Below are 18,042 nucleotides of genomic sequence, written 5' to 3' on the forward strand. Positions count from 1 at the left end.
TATTGTTAGTATAGCATAACCTCACTGGTTTAACCTTTGTATTTCCCCTTCTTCAAAGAAAGATAAAAGATGTTTATGACAAGTAAAGAAAATGACTTGCCGCTCTTTCGCTAATTCCTTCATAAGATGCACAGTCCGCTCTGTCCGCAGTACATCAAAATGTACAAAGCTGTCATCAATAATAAACGGATATTGCCCTTCAAACGTATGTGCTAACGCAAACCGCAGCGATAAATAGAGCTGCTCCGCTGTCGCTTGACTTAATTCATGACTGTAAAAACGAAGTCCATCTTCTCTTTCTACAATAAACGGCTCTTCTGCATCTGGCGAAAAGACTTTCACATATTTTCCGCCTGTTAAGTATATAAAGTATTCTTCTGCCTTTTGCAAAATGCGCGGCAATTGCACTTCATGATAATACTTCTTCGTTTTACTTAATACAGCCTTTGCTGCAGCATATGCAGCCCACTTTTTCACTTGCTCGCGCACTTGTGATTTTTTCAATTCCCATTCATGAAGCACGTCACCGTACGTACGACCATCTTCTAACTGGGAGATTTCAAGACGCAGAGCTGCCAGTGTATGCGTCAATTCTTTTTCCTCACGCATCAGCCCGTCTAGCTGCTCCTGTTCTTTCCGGCGTTCCTCTTCGTAGCCTTCTAAACGGTAACCAGTCTCCAGCGCCGCAGTCATTAACCTTCCTTCCAGCAAATCCATTTGTGGAATTAATCGATCAAGCTGCTGCTTTTTCTCTTCCATTTGCTCCGCTTGCTTTGCCGCCGCCAAAAAGGACTCTTCATCAGGTGCTCCGGCAATATCCCAAAGCTGCTGACGTTCATCTAGAAAATGATGAAGTTGCTGCTGCGCTGCCGCATGCTCTTCTTCCCACGCAGCAACCTTTTCTTCCAGCTGCTTTTTCTGTAATTGCTTTTCCTTTTCTTTCTGCACATCTTTACTTATACCGTGTAAAAATAATGACGGTGTATCCACGTTTCTTTCTGCAGAAACAGTTAGCTTCATTAGTTTATGTTCAAACTGCGAAATCATGTCTTCCTGCAATTCTTTTCGTTCTTGCTGCTTCGCGAGCTCTCGGTACAATTGCTGCATCTTTTCGATTCGTTCAAAAGCCGGCAATATATGAGCATATGTAAAACTATTTGGCAATGCGTACATCTCTTTATACGACTTCACCTGCTCATTTACCTGAAACAAATCACGCTCCCACTCATCATATTCGGAAAGAGCGCGTTCATATCCTCTCTCAATTTGCTTTAGCTTAAATTCCTCGCGCTCTAATAGCTTCCGCACTTCATCATCTTTCTCAAGGCGATACCTGAGTTCAAGTGCTTCATTACTTTCATGCCCATCTGGTTCAAGGCTTTTAGAAGCAGAGCTCATATACATCACATATAAAACGACAAGGCCAATTAAAAGAAAAACACCAACAAACAATAACTTGCGGTTATCCATTAAAACCCCTGCCAGCAGCAGCAGAGCATTCATAACGAACAAGATCATCGCCGTTTTATTCATCTGCGGTGCAGTCTTACTTCGGTTCTGTCTTTGTCCTCTCTGCTGGGACGCTGCACTTTGCACCTTTGGCAAATGTCTCTCCCGTTCTTCCTCAGACATCGTCTGCGCCTTGAGCCTGTTAACTGCTTCCTCTTGTTCCTCTAACTGTTCCTGCGCCGTTTTAAATCTTTCATCTAACTGCTCTTTACGCTTCTCTAACTCTTTTGCTTGCTGCATCATCTGCGTAATGGTTTCCTTCACAGCCAAGCTCGTATTGAAAGAAAGAACATCCTCACGCGCAAAAGCTGCTCCGATTTGCTGCTGCAAATCTTGTATTTCTTCCTCTATATGTGAAATGCGCCCTGTCAAATCCCGCACTTCTTGCAGCGCTGCTTCATAAGACATGTGCTGCAAACGAAGCTCTTCCACATACATATCTTGCTGAAGCAATTCTTCATTTACTTGCAATGCTTCTATTTCAGTTTGAGCTGCATTCAATTTCTTTTGCAGCGCCTCTCCCTGCAGCTGAAGTGGTTCGATTCGTGCTTTTACCGCTTCATAACGCTTCAAACCATCAACTGGAAACGTTTGTCCCGCGTGTTGTTGTAAAAAGCGTTCACACGCACGTTTTTCTAGAAACAACGGCTGTAACGCTTCTAGCACTTCATAATCTTGCTTTCGTTTTCCTGCTTCTTCCTGCTCCGTGCGAATTAAAGTTAGGCGCTCTTCTATGCTCTTTTTCTTGTTCACAAGCTCTTCATACGCCGCAATCTTCCCTTGCCAATCCGCTAACTGATCTTGCAGCTTTTTTAATTCCTGCAATGCCACATTAATTTCCGGCTTACGGCCATTTGGCTTAAAGCGCTGCTCCATTTCTTTCTCAAGCATTTTTTCAAGTCGTAATAACCCATCGCTGCCAACTGCACTTGCCGAAAATAAATAGTTTCCAATATCGTTTTCTCCGATATGGTGAATATTTTGTAACCCATGCATATCAAATGAAAAAACAGAATCAAACAGCTGCTCATTCATTCCATTTAACAGCTGCTTTAAAACTTCTTCACCGCCTGTTTTTCCATCCGCAAAATAAACCGTCACTTCCCCTGCCGCTGTTTTCGGAAGACGCTCAATCTTTAGCCTTCCATACTCCTCAGTAAAAACCGTAATCGCACCGCCGTATTTCCCGCCTTCTTTCGGCTCATAACGGCGCTGCCCTCTCGTCGGAAAACCAAACAATATGCTCTTCAGAAACGAGCGAATCGTTGACTTACCCGCTTCATTTTCTCCGTACAGTACCGTAAGCATGGAAAGGTTCAGCTCGACATTTTCTAATTTTCCATATCCGTAAATATGAAGCTTTTCAATTCTCATGCTTTGCTCCTTTCATGCTCTAACAATTGCTCTAAAATAATATTCTCGGCGCCCTTTTGAATCTCTTTCTTTTCTTCCTCAGAAAATGAATGAAGCACCTTCCTCGCAACTGGCGAAGTCCAAATCGTGCGCAGCACCTCATCCATACTCGAAAACGATTCAAGTTCCTGCAGCACATTTCCAATAAAATGATTCTCTTTCTTCAATTTCTCAATTTCCGCAAACGAAATCGTTTCATTCTTCCATTTCACGACATGCACAAAATTGCTGCGCTCTTCGCTTGACGAGACAATATGAAGGATCTCCTCTACGCGCTTCTCATCACGTAAATAAGAAGCAAGCGGACCTTGTCCTGTAAACGTCATCGTCACAAGCAAACCTTCCTCTTCTCTTCGAACACCGTTCATCCCCTCAGTACATGCATGGATCAAATCATCAACTGTCTCTAACCCATCAATGTGAATAGAAATCTCATCCCACACAACATCTGCCGTACTGAAAAATCCTAGTTCCGTCCCTTGCTTAGACAACAAAACAACATACGCACCTTTCTCTCCTGTTTCCTTTCGGTGCCGCCCTTGAATATTGCCAGAATACACAATGCACGGTTCTTCAGATAACACTTCACGTTTATGTATATGACCAAGCGCCCAGTAATCAAACTGCTTTTCCTTCAATTCACGAATTTGAAACGGCGCATACCGATTATGCTCCGCATCTCCTTCCACACTTCCATGAAGCATCCCAATATGAAACGGCGCATCACTCATCTTTTTATATTGCTCTGTCATATTATCCGTCACAGCTTGCTGCTGATAACTAAATCCGTAAATGGATACAAGCAGCTCCCCGTTTTTAAAAAATGATTTTTCTTCTATATAAGGCTCTGTAAAAATATGTACATTACCTGGAAACTCAATTGCCGCCCAGCTTCCGCCTAAATGATCATGATTGCCGTGAATCACATATACCGGAATATCATACTGCGCCAGGCGCTTCATTTGCTCACGGACAAAAACCTGTGCCCGCAAACTTCTTGTCTCCGCATCATATAAATCGCCCGCCAGCAAAACAAAATCAACCTGCTCTTGAATCGCCTTATCCACAATGCGTGCAAACGAACGAAACGTACTTTCCTTCATTCTTTCCCATATAAAAGCGGGTACATTCAATTCCATCCCTTTAAACGGACTATCCAAATGCAAATCTGCCGCATGAATAAATTTTACTTCTTTCACACTGTAACGTCCTTTCTCCGTCATACTTGGCTCTATTTTAACATGGAATGTCACATATTTCTTTTGCATAATCGCCCGTTTTATGACACAATAGTTATAACATTCTGATTATTTATTTTGGAGGGAATTTTCATGGGCGTATACACACTAACAGTTTTCGAAAAAGACGGTTCCAAAGTACTAGACGAATCATTTGAGGCTGCGACTGAAACAGAAGCAAAATCAAAGGGTGAAACAATCTTACGAGAAAAACAATTGTATGACCATACACACCGCTGCACATCTTCAAGCGGAAAGCTTGTCTTATTCCAGCGCTAAAAAAAGAAGCGTCAGAACGCTTCTTTTTCACACAACATCTTCTTCACACCACAGAAACACAACTTCTACGATTCGATTCCCTAATCGAACGCGCTTATTCCACATTCCTGCTTGAATAAGGCGCTTTAACTCATCCTTCATTTTATCCGTCCAATCAAGAATACTCTCTTTTTTGTCATACGGATAAATACCTGGAAACTCTTCATGCAAGAGACGCAAACTTTCCGCATCTAGATGAAAATGAAAAAAATAATTCGCAGTAAGAGAAGGCTCCTGCAATTGTAAAAACGGGTGGTCAATTTGCTTTTTATTACGATAAAACGTAAAAATATTGACCTTCCCACTCGTAATCTGATCAATTTGAATTTCGTGCTTTTCAATAATCACGCTGTTCAGTCCACCTCGATATATACTACTTCTAGTATATATGTCTTTGACAGAGAAGTTAACCACTTTCATCTGGAAATTCATCATTCCGCCAAAATTACAATCAAAACAACTCAAAACAAGAAAGGAAGCGATTATATGCATTTCGGTAGCAAAGGTTGGTACGTAAACGAACTTAAGAAATTGGGTATCCGTACTTATGAAGGCAGAAAACTAGAGTCATATCGTACGCATATTTTAGCTGGATTGTTAGAGAAGGTTAAGAGACAGTCGGCTTGATGTAGGAAGCTCCTTCTTATACGGAAGGAGCTTTTTTCTTTGACATTAAGTATAGAGAAAAGAGGAAAAGAATGAATCTTACATTATCAGAGGTAACGGAAGAAAATTTTTGGGCTGTCATTCATTTGCAGCCTTAGTACAGAAATTTTATTATTCAGTAAGGAACTCTTTTGTCACCCATCACCTTTTAGAAAATAAGTGAACGGATTCTTTTAAATACTTGTCTATAGCTAATAGAGCTTTCTTTTCTCCTCCGGCTTCTTTAAAACTTTTGCTTACTTTCTTAGCATTTTCTCGGTAAGAAGGATTGGACAACACTACTTGTACAGCTTCTTTTAACTTTTCCATACTTAATTCATGCGGATCAAGTCTATATCCAGCTTGAAGTTCTTCTAATCGATTCGCGATTATAGGTTGATCTGATGTGTGAGGTATCACGACAAGAGGTACTTCATAATAGAGAGCCTCACTCGTGCTATTCATTCCTCCATGAGTAATAAAGGCGTCTGTATGCTGTAAAACCTCGAGCTGTGGTACATATCTACGTACAATAAAGTTTTCTGGAAAAGGCTGTAGTTTGGTTAAATCAGTCGACATCCCGACTGAAACAACGACTTTCCCCTTGAAATCTCTAAAAGCCTCTATACAAGTTTTGAAGAAAGACTCAAACCCTTGTAAGACGGTACCCATTGAAATGTACAGTACTTTCTGGTCTTTTAACTCTTCTAACGGAAAATCATGTGTTTGCATCCGTTTCGCGATAGAGGGGCCAATAAATACGTATGAATTATCCATGGACTCTCCACCCGGCTGAAACTCCCGGCTTGTATAGACAATATTTAAACCAGCAGTGTTCATCATAAATTGAAAAGGTTCCTTTACTTTCACGCCAAAACATTCCTCAATTTGTTCCATTAAAACCTCATTCTCCTTCTCAATTTCTGATGGTGCATTTAAAGGTGGACCTACACGTTCTCTTAATATTTTCAAAAATTGCTCTCGCGGTATAGCAAAAGAGGATGATGAAGATACAGATGGCAGGTTTAAATAGTCTTTGACTAGTAACCCTGCACCGAACGTATCATGATACACATAATCAAATGATATGGAATTAGCCAGTTTTTGAACGACAGACAAAATATCATAGGAAAGTTTTAAATGAACCTGTAGAAATTCGTGAATATTAACCAGTTTTTGAGGTGTAAACCCTTTCAGATGGTTAGGATGAAGATACACATTCGCACCCAAGCCTTCAATTCTCTCTTTAAACTCTTCAGTAGTTACGTAATGAACGGAATCTCCGCGATCAATTAATGCTTTTACGATACCAAGAGTTGGATTTATATGGCCCTCGGCTGGAAAATTAATCATTAATACATTCATAAATTTTTATCCTCCCATCATATATAAATCAACTAATCTTTTTTTCATACATTATCTAATCTAAACAACCAAATGTATTCGCCCTGGAACCCGAATCAGCTAAAGGAGAATGCGAACAAAGATTCATATAAAACAAAAAAATAATGCTGAAATGAAAGTAGTAATAACTACACTATTTTTCTTTGCTTGATTGCTCCTTATCCCTTCCCTCCTTTTTTCTTACTTGTATTAAAAAACTTATTTGTATTTATTTTACAATAAAAGCAGTTAATAAATTTTGAGAAATACAAAAAGAGCCTTTTAATTGCTAAATGATCTCTTAGTCATTATAAAAGGCATTCTTAAAAGTTGATGAGCATGTGGCGGCACCCTATTTCATGCTCCGCGGTTTCCGCTTCTATATATCCCGCTAACTCTTCTTATGTTTTTTGCGTATTTCTTCTATGTATTCTTTTTCATTTAAAGTTCTTGTCGTACATGTTTTTCCTTTACTTTCAATCATATCTGGAATGCAATCACTTACTAACTGTTGTAAACTAGCATCGTAATTCTTCCAATACTTTGAATTTTATTCTAAAACTATACAGAAATTAGAGCGTCAGATTAATACTATTACCTTATTAGGATTCAAAAATATTACACTAATTAAACACTAAATTTGCATCGTGTAATATTTTCCCATATAATCAAAAATAACAAAGTATCAGGAGGCAGAGCATGAGTCGGAGCAATATATTTATAGCAGGTATTGTAGGAGCAGTTATCGCAGCTGGCGGATTGTATGTAGGAGCAGTAAAACCTTTAAAAAATGACGTAGAACAAATACAAAAAACGAACACAGCACTTCAAAATAAAATCAGTAAAATAGAACAGCAACAATCACAGCAAGCTGAAAAATCAACTGAACAACCGGTCGAAAAGCCAGCTGAACAACCAACTGAAAAATCAACTGAAAAGTCGGCTGAAAAGCCAGCTAAAAAACCAACTGAAAAACCAACTGAAAAGCCAGCTGAAAAGTCAGCCGATGTATCTACGGACGGTACGATTAACGTCACAGTTATGAACGGTGAACAAAGCGTTCCGGTTAAAAATCTAGAACTAAGCATTGTAGAGGCTAAAGTAAACGTAAATAAAGAAGAAGTAACACTAAGTGTGAGAAAAGGAGACAGTAGCCAAAAAGCGTATCCTGTAACACTCACAAAAAATGAATCTAAATTTCTAAAACTAGGTGAAGGCGGAAATGAATATACGCTAAGAGTTGTAAGCTATAAAAAATCCGGAACAAAAGATACTGCGGTTATTGAAATACTACAAGGCATGTAAGAGAAGCTGTGTCCAAAAGATCGTTGAATAACGAACTTCTGGGCAGCTTCTTTTTCATTTAAAATAAATATGTAACTAACGAACTACTGAACTTAATTGTCACTTACCTCAATCAAAAAAATCCTTTCTCCAAATCCACCGCGCTTTTCTTCCTTTTCTTTGCGGACTTTCTCGACATCTTCTAGCGCTACGCCTTCATACTGCGCTAGTGCATTTACAAGCTCAAGTAAATCCGCTAGTTCTTCTATTTTATGCTCCAGAGTTTCTGCTTCTACATACTCCGCTAACTCTTCCCCTGTTTTCTTACATACTTCTTCTATGTATTCTTTTTCATCTAAAGTTCTTGTTGTGAATGTTTTTCCGTTACTTTCAATCATTTCTGGGATACGATCGCGTACTAGTTTGTTGTAGATTGGCATCGTAAGTCCTCCAATATTTTGAATTTGATTCTATTATTATAGCATGCAGAAATTACCTTTTTCCTTGGAGTAAAACCGCAGAAAAATCCACACTTTCCATAGGTAAAACAAGCTTTCCTTTTTACGCTCAAGCATATACTGTAAAAAATTTAAAAGGAGAATGTTCATTATGTATTACGGAACAAAAGGTTGGTACGTGTATGAGCTAAAGAAGCTTGGCATTAATTATTATGAAGGACGGAAGTTGGAGAGTTACCGAGCGCATGTTTTACGGAATTTGTTGCTGAAAGAACAGGAAAAAGAGGAGGAGAAAAAGGAAGAGGAATAACATCTCTATGCTAATAAATTTTGATCTTCCTTTAAAAACAATTCACACCTAACCTACCCTATTTACTTAATATTATTACACATTTCTTACACATCAAAAAGTGCTTTACCATTTCGGCAAAGCACTTTTAATTATGTAAGCTTTTATTTGGAACCAGCTACCCAATTCATTCCCCAACCATATGCACGATCCATTTCTTTATGTCCATCGAAATATTCAACTAACCGCTGTACTTTAAACGTCTCATTGTTTACATTTTCAATCATTGCAATTGCACACATGATTTTCCCGTTTCGATGTTCGTTTAGTTTCACTTCAATATCCGGGCCAGCAGAATACTTCAGCGTTACAACTCCATCGGCTTGCGCCCAATTTGCAACCCCTTCATAAATGAAAGAATAAACAAGAACACGCTTAATATCAGAAATTTTATTTCCGTTAATCCGTAAATTTTCGCCCCTTGCAACTGCGCCAGTGCGGTCATCTCCGTCAAGTTCCATGTAAGGAGCATATTGGAAAGAACCGAAAGCATTTCCTAACGCTTGTACACAGCCCTTTTCTCCGTTTTTCAGTTCGTATAAACACCCTAAATCAAGATCAACATTATTTTTCTTTCCTAACAGTGTAGAGAAAAAACCGCCGGATTTTCCACCTTGTTGATTCCAGTTCAAGTTCACTAAAATCTCACCGATAGATTGAGTATTACCCTTTTGGAGATTAATAGTTTCTCCTTTTTTCTTTAATTCAATCTTACTTAAGTTCACCATAACGTTCTTCATTCTCCTTCCATTTCTTGTTATAAGTTCATTATATAATATTTGATAGATTTAGAAATGTAATAAAGAGTTTAAAAGAATTGAAATGACCCATTTTACTTTTTATTTAATTATAATTAGTAGGTTTGTGTTAAAATCGTAAACCTTCTGCATCACTCGCTTGTTCCGAATGTCTGTTTTTCTTTTTTTGAGGAATCACCTTTGGTCACCGTATCCTGGTAAGCCGCCTGTTCGCTTCCGATCTTGACATCGGCGATAAAAATCTTCCGTTCTTTTACCGGACCAGGTTTCGGTTCGCGGTACTTGAAACCTCTGGAACGGCTATATATGCAGGAAAGTTCCAAGTTTCGATTTAAAAATAGGAAAAAGTTCGGCATATAACCGAACTTTTTTCATCTATTGATCACTTCAATGAAAGATGTATTCCCATTGTTCCTAATTGTAGAATGGAATTTTTGATTTTCTAATGTCTCAGCAACTTGTTCTAATTTTTGTACATCATCATGATGAATGAGTAAACTATCTGATCCACTTTCTTCAATGTGGATATGTTCAATATTACCAATGGCTTTATGTACGGTTTGTAAAAAATCAGATTTCATAAATAAGGCCTCCTATATTTACAGTTATTTGCTTTTATTATTTCCTTATTTATGAAAAAATACAATTGGAGGTGAAAATCGCAAATGATTTGGTACCTCCTTTTTTATTGTTATATCAATGTTTCTTTCGCTTTAGCCTTGGAATTAGCATATAAATTCGTACTGCATTTAGCTAACGGGATTTAATAAAGAATAATAAGCTGGGAACAATATTAGGAAATGTAAATAAGAGGTGAACTTATTGGTTAAACATTATTTTATCTTATTTGGATTTTTATTATCTGTTATTACTCCTTTCCAAACAGTTAGAGCAGAAAAGGTTTCAAAATGGGAAGATTGGTATGTAACAACAGAGAATATCGTTTCAGATATTGTGTTTCCAGCCATTGATAAAAGGGTAATAAAAGAATATGGAGGAAAAGAATCTTCTGGTTTTGGTTGGCATTGGGAAAGAATAGTCGGCATCAATTATAATAGCAATCATTCTTATGATGTTGCTGTAAGAATCCAAGTTCCTGCTGATAATAAACCATTTAGCTATGCGAAGGACTTAGTGAAAGTAAGAGTGTATCCATCCTGTGACAGCCCTAAAATGGGTTGCAAACACGATTTCAAAGTAGAAATATTAGATTACAAACATTTGTCTCAATAAGAAATTTTTAAAAATGTACGATATATTTTACTAATAATTTTTCTTTCATTAATTACACCTTCCTTTTTTTGAACATACTTCTGTCAGTTTCATTATAAGTACCTTAAACGTCTGTTTTGGGTACTTTTTTCAGGCACTAAATTAGATATATATGTTAAGATGTAAAATGATTTAAGATTGATAGATTTTTAAATGCAGCCAAAAAGTGACAGAAAGAATCGGGAAAATTGAGAGTGATCATTCTTGACTGTCAGCTAATTGTAAAATTACAAAGGAGTGTTCCTTGATGACAAATAGTAGTATGAATCCTAAGGTTGATGAATTTTTACATGCGGCCAAAAAGTGGAAGGAAGAATACGAGAAGTTGAGAAATATCGTTCTTGACTGTGAGCTAACCGAAGATTTTAAATGGATGCATCCTTGTTACACGTTTGAGAAAAAAAACATAGTTTTAATACATGGATTTAAAGAATATTGTGCGCTTTCGTTTCACAAAGGTGCCTTGTTACAGGATACTCATGGGATTCTAATCCAACCAACGGAGAATGTACAGGCGGGGCGCCAGATTCGGTTCACCAATGTTCAAGAAATAGTTGAAATGGAAGCCATCTTGAAAGCCTATATCTATGAAGCCATTGAAGTTGAAAAAGCCGGTTTAAAAGTGAAAAAGAAAGAACATAAAGAATTTATAATTCCTGAAGAACTTCAAAATAAATTCGATGAAATGCCTACTTTTAAAACTGCTTTTGAATCATTGACACCGGGACGGCAAAGAGCATACATTCTTTATTTTTCTCAAGCTAAACAATCCAAAACTCGAGAGTCAAGGATTGAAAAATATATCCAGAAAATTCTCGATGGAAAAGGACTAAACGATTGTACTTGTGGGCTATCTAAAAAGCAGCCTAACTGTGACGGCTCACACAAGGCATTGGATAAGAAAGACTATTAATCAAACTTTAAGATATTATCTCACTTTGCGTTCATTCGAACTTTTTAAATCGCAGATAACACTCAATTAAATAATTTATTCGCAAAGTATAAACAAACTACCGTATAACAGGCTTACGCATTATCAGTTAAGAAAAGAAAAATACTGCACACAAAAGTGTACCCTTTGGCTTTTTGCTGAAAGGTACACTTTTCTTGAACTAGTGACGTGACCCCGTTTAGTAAAACAAGCTTATCTCATAATCTCTCATTTAAATGTACTGTTAACTAGTTCCTCCCAATCTACGAAGGACAACTTATCTGTAATATGTTTTAATTCATTAGGAACTTCAACATAACATATTAATTCTAAACTGTTACCATCTGGGTCATTGAAGTATACTGAAGCATTCCCTTGATGCGGGCGAATAAATGGCTCAATAGATTTTCTATTACCAAATGGAACGGCTTCAACTTGAATAGAATCTAGCCACTTTAAAGATTCTTTTAAATCTTCATATGAAACTCGAAAAGCAATATGTCGTAAGGAAGGATGGTATCGAGTCTCATACTCCTTTCCTTCCCATAAACCCAACCAACTTTTCCCTTCTTCAATCCAAAAGAAAGCAGTGTTTTCATCACGCCAAGCAAGTTTCAGTCCTAATTTCCGGTAAAATGCAATTGAATTTTGTAAATTACTAACTGGTAAATGCGCTTCATACAATCCTTTAATCATATGGTTTCTCCCCTACTCTCTCTTCTTGAATATTAACTATATCAATGTAAAAACAATATGAAATCCACCAAAAGTATTAAAATTCTATATATCTTTAGAGGTAGTGTACTAGGAACATCCACTAATCATACAAAACTTCCATCAGTTGAGCTTTCTTCTTCTCTGTTTGAGATATAGTCTTATTAAATTCATGTATAATAAATTGTAAGATTATTTACATTAGTCTTTCATTTTATTATAAACGCCTTTCAAGGGAGAGAGAAAACAATGAAACTTAGCAAATTACAAAAAGGAGATTTAATTGGGATTTATTCTCCTTCATCACCAGCTACTTATACAGCACCTAAAAGATTTGATCGAGCAAAAAAATTTTTGGAGAACAAGGGGTTTCATATAATAGAAGGAAATTTAACTGGAAAACATGATCACTATCGGTCTGGAAGCATTAAAGAACGGGCTGAAGAACTCAATGAGTTAATACGAAATCCGAACATCAAGTGTATCATGTCGACTATTGGTGGAATGAATTCTAATTCAATATTGCCTTATATTGATTATGAAGCATTTATGAAAAACCCGAAAATAATGATAGGTTATTCTGATGTTACCGCAATATTACTTGGGATATACGCAAAAACTGGAATACATACATTTTATGGACCGGCATTAATCCCTTCATTCGGTGAATTTGAGCCATTTGTTAACTATACATACGAATATTTTAGTGACATGTTAGAAGAGAAACAAACATTACCATATCATATGAAAAAGCCCCCTTATTGGACGGATGAATTCATCAATTGGGAAGAAAAAACGAAGGAAAAACAACTTAGAAAAAATGATTGGGTCTGTGTAAATAGCGGAAAAGCAACAGGTAGATTAATTGGAGGAAATTTAAACACATTAAGCGGTATTTGGGGGAGCGAATACATGCCAGAAATAAAAGAAGGAGATATCCTTTTTATCGAAGATACGTCAAAAGATGCTGCTACGATTGAAAGGAGTTTTTCATTACTAAAAGTCAATGGAGTTTTTAATAAAATTTCTGGCTTAATCCTTGGGAAACATGAACAATTTGATGATAATGGCACGAATAAAAAACCATATGAGATTCTATTAGAAGTTTTAGATGACCTTAGCATACCCTTTATTGCGGAATTCGATTGCTGCCACACTCACCCGATGTTAACCGTTCCAATTGGTATGAAAGTAGAGATGGATGCGACGAATAAAACACTAATAATTCTTGAAGAGTGGATACGTTAAGCCCATTACATATATAAAGGCTGATTAACCTAAACATGGATGAATCGGCCTTTTTAATACCCAACAAAATACGCCATCGTTTCTCATTTAGACATTTCGTTATTGATTCCAATATCCCTTTATGTTTAACATAACTATTCAGCTCTGTTATCTGCATAAGAATGGATAATCAATTTATATACTTCAGAGATAAATAATAACATCCTAATGTCGAAGATACATCATCTAAAATCAGGGTTATATCCGGCTGTTTTTCTTTTAGATGAGCAACAAAAGAATCTTGTACTATCGATATATTCGTTAATACGCTACCTTTTATTGCTACTGTAATATGATTTTCGAAGTTTAATTTTTTATAAACATCGAGCGTAATCTTTGCAAGATGATAACCGGCTTGCCGAAGAATGTTCTGTGAAAATTGATCGCCAGCTTCAGCAAGCTCTGCAATAATTGGAACAAATGCAGCAATTTCGTCCTTTGATGCAGCATATATAAATTTTTTAATCTCTAGTGCATTGCTATATCCAAGTTTCGAGAGTATTACATTGGTCAGTTCACTATAAACGAGACCTTCGTCTTCTTCTTTCGTCATGTTCATAAAAGCCTGCATAGCAATCCAATAGCCACTTCCTTCATCTCCAAGGATATGTCCCCAGCCGCCTGCCAATTTTTCAATACCTTTATGAACGCCAATACTAACAGAACCTGTTCCTGAAATTGTTAAAATACCATCTTTTCCTTTTAATAAAGCAGCATGTGCAATCATTCCATCATTTACGATCGTAAACGGAATATGAAACTTCTTATAAAGAGCATCTTTTATACCTTTTGTATTTTTAACACCTCCATACCCAGCTAACCCTAGGTATATATATCGGCATTCTTCACTTTTTAAAGAAACTAAGCATTGTTCAATTGCACTAATAATGTTAATAATGGCCTGTTTTTCATTTAGAAGTAAATTTCCGTAACCCGCTTTGCCTTCACTTATTTTTTTTCCATTTAAATCATAAGCCGTCGCTTCCGTTTTCGTGCCTCCACCGTCTACGCCGATCATATAACTCATGTAGCTTCCTCCTCGTTCATAAAGCGAAACTCCCATCAGTGGGGAGCTTACTGCCCGAGAATAGCGGGATAAATAAAAGCTTTAAATAGTTTTTCTTACAAATCCCTGCGCTTTTTTCAACCGATTTATTGCTTCTTCATATGAAGCATTCGTTAAAATCATAATAATCGCTACTTTAGGGTGAGAATGTGCTTTCTCTAAATATTCTTCTGCAACTTCATAACTACAGTCAGTGGCATCCATAATAATTCGCTTTCCACGTTCGACTAGCTTTTCATTTGTTAATTGTAAATCAACCATTAAATTACTATAAACTTTTCCAATTCCAACCATCGAAGCTGTAGAAAGCATATTACATACTAACTTTTGAGCAGTACCCGCTTTTAATCTAGTAGAACCAGTCAGTACTTCAGGACCCGTTACCACTTCAATCGCAACCTTTGCAATTTTTCCTATTTCTGAATCTTTATTACAGCTTAATGATACTGTTCCTGCCCCGGCTTGATTCGCATACTTCAAACCTGCGATCACATAAGGTGTTCGGCCACTGGCGGCAATTCCTACTACAACATCTTTCGCTGTTAGTTGAATTCTCTTCAAATCTTCAGGTCCTAATTCCAAACTGTCTTCGGCTCCTTCAACCGCTTTCATAAAAGCAGTTTCGCCGCCTGCAATTAGTCCAATTACATCACTAGGTGCAGTATTAAATGTTGGCGGACATTCTACGGAATCTAATAAACCGATACGTCCGCTTGTGCCAGCACCCATATAAATTAATCGACCGTTGTTTTTCATTGCTGTAACAATCATTTCTACTGCTTTTGCAATTTGAGGAAGTTCTTGTCTAACACAATGAGCAACTTTTATGTCTTCTTCGTTCATCACCTCTAATATCTCAAGTGTTTTCATCTGATCTAAATGCGTAGTCTTCTCATTACGACACTCCGTTGTTAAATGGCTTAACATAAACCTCATCCCTTCTATTAATAGTCAAAGTATGGCAGAAGTGCTTTCTTTAAGAAAAATACAACATTATTAAAAATAAATTTTGATATAGTTTTTTATTTTAAAAAAAATATCAAAAATAGAGTTAATTATGAACTAGCGCCTTACTCATAAAAGCGTATGTTAATTTGGTTAAATCGTTTACCGAAAAAACAAACCAAATCAGAGACACATTACTGTTCAATTTAAAACATGTTTTAGACTGAACAGTATTATTACTAATGCATGTTTCTTTTATCCTTTAACACTCACTAGTATATGTCATAAATAGACAATGAATGGTCCTAAAATAAAGTATTAGACTAAATAGTAGTTATTCAATTTTTATACAGAAAATAAGAGTAGTTCTTGGAAAGCATATGTAATAAAACAGGACGGAATATTATTGTTGCCATCGTTTTTCATATTACGGCTGGTTTTTTCAACGAAGCGTTTGCAACACACCCCATGAGCAAAGTCATACAAACAGTTCTGTTGCTTATTTTATCCATCGTAATTGTAATAAAAGAACGTGATTTCTTTTTCAAGTTAGAATATCAAGAAAAATAATACAGTTTCATGAGCCGCGTGTGATTTCCTAGTGAGAAGTCACTACCAATAATGGAGGGAGCTAAAAAGGAACTGCCATTGTTAAGTGAAAACAGACAAGTCTCCGATAAAGCTTTGCAAATGGTCCCTCCTGCCTCAGCTGTTCAGCCTAGAACCATGGTAGAAAATATGAATGATCGCGAAATGGCCACAGCCTATCTTTTAACGTTGAAAAGGGCCGGCCGTGAATATGCGTGGGCAGCAATGGAGATGGTGAATCCTGAAATTCGTTCGTTCTGTCAAACAGCATTTATGATGAGCTGTTCACATGCCTATGATATGTGGCAATACACGGCATCCAAAGGTTATTATCCAGTTGAAAATGCAGATCCAAGAGATATTTCCAAAATTGGATCAATGTATCAAGTTGTTCCGGAAAATTCAGACCAAATCCAACAGTATATGGCTAGTTATCAAAATCCTATAGTGGGAAATAGCGATCAACTTTATCAATAATATTTAAGGAAGATGGATGTCTTATCCTTTAAGGGTTCTCCAACACCCATCTTCTTTTTTTATAATCTAGCCCTATGTTCAACAATATCTATGTGGGTTCCCGATGCCTGCCTATCAAGCCAGGAAATTAAATACTTGCTACAGCTGCTAAACTATGAATACAAGAAATAAACTCATTAACAAATGTATCAATCTCTTCTTTCGTAATAATATACGGTGGAAGTAAGCGGATGATCTTCCCTTGGGTGACATCGACTAACATCCCTCTATTCAATAACTCTAACTGCAATTTCTTTACGTTTTCATTCGTATCATTCAAACTAATTCCAAACATCATCCCAGAGTGACGTACCTCTTTAATAAAATAAGAATTCTCCTTCTGAATTTCTTGAAGTTTGTCATTTAAATATAGTGACGTTTCATAAGCTTCCTGCATTAAACCATCATCAATTAATGTTTTTAATACCGTTAATCCTAAAGCCGTTCCCATTGATGAATGAGCAAATGTTGTTCCATGATCTCCTGGTGAAAATACATCACATAGCTTTTCACCTACAATGATTCCTCCTAGCGGTATCCCGCCTCCTGCCCCTTTACCAAATTGAATAATGTCTGGTGTAATATTGAAGTTTTGATATGCAAATAATTTTCCTGTTCTGCCCATACCACTTTGTATTTCATCAAAAATTAGAATTACACTATATTTTTCACATAGAAGCTGAACCCCTTCTAAATATTCACTCGATAAAGGAAATATCCCGCCACTTCCCAGTACAGGCTCTAGCATAATTGCAATGGGATTCTCATTAATAATCGTTCTTTCTAGTTCTTCTAAATTTTCTCGTTCCACTTCATATACAGGAATAGATGTTTTCGGGAAATTTTGATATATACTTTCTTGTCTTGTAAAGTGAAGAGCTCCTAATGTACGCCCGTGGAAACTACCTTTCAGTACAACTACTCCTTCACGTTCTTCGTTTGTTATAGATCTATATTTGTCAATTAATTTCAGTGTTGCTTCTGTCGCTTCAGTGCCTGAGTTTGTGTAGAAGACCTTACCATTTTGCAAAGTATAATCAACTAATTTCTTTGCATATTCAATCGCCACTGGATTTAAAAAATGGAATGGAAGATGCAAGCATTTCGTAACTTGTTCTAATGTAGTTTTCACAATGTTAGGGTGATTGTAGCCTAATAAATTCACACCTACACCGGAAAATAGATCTAAATATTCTTTACCGTTCACATCATACAGTTTACAACCTTCTCCTCTTTCCATCGCAATATTCGTACGACAATACGTAGACATAATGTATTCTTTATCTAATTGAAACCAATCCGTCATGAAAAATTCCTCCTGTTTTTCGTCCCTTTTCTTATTTTCAAAAGCAAAACATAACTTATATA

The 18,042-nt window shown here is 36.7% G+C and carries 19 protein-coding genes and 1 pseudogene; 9 read left to right on the forward strand and 11 right to left on the reverse strand.

All coding sequences use genetic code 11. The annotated features are described in order from the left end of the window. Positions 1–21: 21 nt before the first annotated feature. Both AB1279_RS19190 and AB1279_RS19195 read right to left on the reverse strand, forming a co-directional pair. Complete coding sequence (locus AB1279_RS19190; RefSeq protein ID WP_429760429.1) at positions 22–2,883, reverse strand: AAA family ATPase; 2,862 nt, start codon at positions 2,881–2,883, stop codon at positions 22–24. Further along, entirely contained in the window at positions 2,880–4,121 is a 1,242-nt protein-coding gene (locus AB1279_RS19195) for a metallophosphoesterase family protein (protein ID WP_429761485.1), read from the reverse strand. Before AB1279_RS19195 ends, AB1279_RS19190 begins: the two co-directional genes overlap by 4 nt. Before the next feature lie 132 nt (positions 4,122–4,253). Here AB1279_RS19195 and AB1279_RS19200 point away from each other — a divergent pair, with 132 nt between their 5' ends. After that, entirely contained in the window at positions 4,254–4,439 is a 186-nt protein-coding gene (locus AB1279_RS19200; RefSeq protein ID WP_377882603.1) for a YhzD family protein, read from the forward strand. A 27-nt stretch (positions 4,440–4,466) separates the two neighbouring features. On the opposite strand, the gene AB1279_RS19205 is transcribed toward AB1279_RS19200, so the two are convergent. Beyond that, positions 4,467–4,826, reverse strand: a complete 360-nt coding sequence (locus AB1279_RS19205) for a hypothetical protein (RefSeq protein ID WP_429751731.1) — start codon at positions 4,824–4,826, stop codon at positions 4,467–4,469. A 138-nt stretch (positions 4,827–4,964) separates the two neighbouring features. Here AB1279_RS19205 and AB1279_RS19210 point away from each other — a divergent pair, with 138 nt between their 5' ends. Beyond that, positions 4,965–5,105 carry a YflJ family protein gene (locus AB1279_RS19210; protein ID WP_377882605.1) on the forward strand — a complete coding sequence of 47 codons (141 nt, stop codon included), beginning with the start codon at positions 4,965–4,967 and terminating at the stop codon, positions 5,103–5,105. A 180-nt stretch (positions 5,106–5,285) separates the two neighbouring features. On the opposite strand, the gene AB1279_RS19215 is transcribed toward AB1279_RS19210, so the two are convergent. Continuing rightward, positions 5,286–6,488 (reverse strand): macrolide family glycosyltransferase, encoded by a 1,203-nt coding sequence (locus AB1279_RS19215; RefSeq protein WP_429760430.1) that lies wholly within the window; start codon positions 6,486–6,488, stop codon positions 5,286–5,288. A gap of 717 nt (positions 6,489–7,205) precedes the next feature. Here AB1279_RS19215 and AB1279_RS19220 point away from each other — a divergent pair. Continuing rightward, positions 7,206–7,811: a hypothetical protein gene (locus AB1279_RS19220; protein WP_429760432.1), complete on the forward strand. Its 606-nt coding sequence runs from the start codon at positions 7,206–7,208 to the stop codon at positions 7,809–7,811. Between the two features lie 92 nt (positions 7,812–7,903). Here the strand turns inward: AB1279_RS19220 and AB1279_RS19225 are convergent, their stop codons facing one another. Further along, on the reverse strand, positions 7,904–8,230 hold the full coding sequence (locus AB1279_RS19225; RefSeq protein ID WP_429760434.1) for a nucleoside triphosphate pyrophosphohydrolase: 327 nt from the start codon (positions 8,228–8,230) through the stop codon (positions 7,904–7,906). A gap of 169 nt (positions 8,231–8,399) precedes the next feature. Here AB1279_RS19225 and AB1279_RS19230 point away from each other — a divergent pair, with 169 nt between their 5' ends. Next, on the forward strand, positions 8,400–8,558 hold the full coding sequence (locus AB1279_RS19230; RefSeq protein WP_429751742.1) for a DUF2639 domain-containing protein: 159 nt from the start codon (positions 8,400–8,402) through the stop codon (positions 8,556–8,558). 143 nt (positions 8,559–8,701) lie between these two features. On the opposite strand, the pseudogene AB1279_RS19235 reads toward AB1279_RS19230, so the two are convergent. After that, positions 8,702–9,328 (reverse strand): annotated as a pseudogene (locus AB1279_RS19235) (TerD family protein); the annotation flags it as partial. A 398-nt stretch (positions 9,329–9,726) separates the two neighbouring features. Beyond that, positions 9,727–9,936: a hypothetical protein gene (locus AB1279_RS19240; protein WP_429760435.1), complete on the reverse strand. Its 210-nt coding sequence runs from the start codon at positions 9,934–9,936 to the stop codon at positions 9,727–9,729. Positions 9,937–10,168: 232 nt separating this feature from the next. On the opposite strand from AB1279_RS19240, the gene AB1279_RS19245 reads away from it, so the two are divergent. Beyond that, on the forward strand, positions 10,169–10,588 hold the full coding sequence (locus tag AB1279_RS19245; RefSeq protein ID WP_429760436.1) for a hypothetical protein: 420 nt from the start codon (positions 10,169–10,171) through the stop codon (positions 10,586–10,588). A 286-nt stretch (positions 10,589–10,874) separates the two neighbouring features. Further along, complete coding sequence (locus AB1279_RS19250; RefSeq protein ID WP_429760437.1) at positions 10,875–11,540, forward strand: YdeI/OmpD-associated family protein; 666 nt, start codon at positions 10,875–10,877, stop codon at positions 11,538–11,540. 246 nt (positions 11,541–11,786) lie between these two features. Here the strand turns inward: AB1279_RS19250 and AB1279_RS19255 are convergent, their stop codons facing one another. Continuing rightward, positions 11,787–12,254, reverse strand: a complete 468-nt coding sequence (locus tag AB1279_RS19255) for a VOC family protein (RefSeq protein WP_429760438.1) — start codon at positions 12,252–12,254, stop codon at positions 11,787–11,789. A gap of 267 nt (positions 12,255–12,521) precedes the next feature. On the opposite strand from AB1279_RS19255, the gene AB1279_RS19260 reads away from it, so the two are divergent. Continuing rightward, positions 12,522–13,520 carry a S66 family peptidase gene (locus AB1279_RS19260; RefSeq protein WP_429760439.1) on the forward strand — a complete coding sequence of 333 codons (999 nt, stop codon included), beginning with the start codon at positions 12,522–12,524 and terminating at the stop codon, positions 13,518–13,520. A 169-nt stretch (positions 13,521–13,689) separates the two neighbouring features. Here the strand turns inward: AB1279_RS19260 and AB1279_RS19265 are convergent, their stop codons facing one another. Together AB1279_RS19265 and murQ are read right to left on the reverse strand one after the other, a co-directional pair. Next, entirely contained in the window at positions 13,690–14,586 is an 897-nt protein-coding gene (locus AB1279_RS19265) for a BadF/BadG/BcrA/BcrD ATPase family protein (RefSeq protein WP_429760440.1), read from the reverse strand. 81 nt (positions 14,587–14,667) lie between these two features. Next, on the reverse strand, positions 14,668–15,552 hold the full coding sequence (murQ, locus tag AB1279_RS19270; RefSeq protein ID WP_429760442.1) for an N-acetylmuramic acid 6-phosphate etherase: 885 nt from the start codon (positions 15,550–15,552) through the stop codon (positions 14,668–14,670). Between the two features lie 387 nt (positions 15,553–15,939). On the opposite strand from murQ, the gene AB1279_RS19275 reads away from it, so the two are divergent. Next, on the forward strand, positions 15,940–16,140 hold the full coding sequence (locus AB1279_RS19275; RefSeq protein WP_429760444.1) for a hypothetical protein: 201 nt from the start codon (positions 15,940–15,942) through the stop codon (positions 16,138–16,140). A 51-nt stretch (positions 16,141–16,191) separates the two neighbouring features. Next, positions 16,192–16,635, forward strand: a complete 444-nt coding sequence (locus AB1279_RS19280) for a spore coat protein (RefSeq protein WP_429760446.1) — start codon at positions 16,192–16,194, stop codon at positions 16,633–16,635. Positions 16,636–16,762: 127 nt separating this feature from the next. On the opposite strand, the gene AB1279_RS19285 is transcribed toward AB1279_RS19280, so the two are convergent. Further along, entirely contained in the window at positions 16,763–17,980 is a 1,218-nt protein-coding gene (locus tag AB1279_RS19285) for an aspartate aminotransferase family protein (protein ID WP_429760448.1), read from the reverse strand. Positions 17,981–18,042 lie beyond the last annotated feature (62 nt).

Source organism: Bacillus sp. S14(2024) (genome assembly GCF_050473785.1).
In the GTDB taxonomy this organism is placed as follows: domain Bacteria; phylum Bacillota; class Bacilli; order Bacillales; family Bacillaceae_G; genus Bacillus_A; species Bacillus_A yunxiaonensis.